Origin of the sequence: Blautia massiliensis (ex Liu et al. 2021) (genome assembly GCF_052064225.1) — a bacterium.
Taxonomy (GTDB): Bacteria; Bacillota; Clostridia; order Lachnospirales; family Lachnospiraceae; genus Blautia_A; species Blautia_A fusiformis.
This window is the reverse complement of the sequence record NZ_JBQHWA010000099.1, coordinates 1-392: the sequence shown is the minus strand read 5'-3', so window position 1 is coordinate 392 and position 392 is coordinate 1. Positions and strand designations below refer to the sequence as shown.

Sequence of the window (392 nt, the reverse complement as noted above, 5' to 3'; positions counted from 1 at the left end):
GCGTCTGGCTCTTTGATGACAGTTATCTTCAAGTTGTCAACTTTAATCAATCTTTCTTGTCTGCATTTTGGACAATAAAGGGGATAATTCTTCAAAACAGTGTCCTTCCTAATTTTATTACGGGTTTTGCTCCCACAAACAGGACATAATATCCATTCGCATTTCATCATAATTAGCTTCTAATCCTTTCAAATCTCATTTTATACGACTTATGCAAGCTGTTAGGCTAACTTGTGGAACATATGCCGAACCTTATCTATACGGCTATTCGGGCGGCGGGGTTGGCAAATAAGTTTACCAGTAGCTGGCTGGTATCCTTTTAACTCTGTCAAGCAGACTCCCTGCCCATTTGTGAAATAAGTTAAATCGTTCCTGTATTCTTGAATACATCT

General features: G+C 38.8%; 1 protein-coding gene and 1 pseudogene. Both read right to left on the bottom strand.

Going from position 1 to position 392, the window contains the following annotated elements; translation table 11 throughout:
- The coding region (locus ACTNDQ_RS15480; RefSeq protein ID WP_071705139.1) for a cysteine-rich KTR domain-containing protein at positions 1-170 on the bottom strand (170 nt) is incomplete at its 3' end.
- A 51-nt stretch (positions 171-221) separates the two neighbouring features.
- Positions 222-392: pseudogene (locus ACTNDQ_RS15475) on the bottom strand (elongation factor G); the annotation flags it as partial.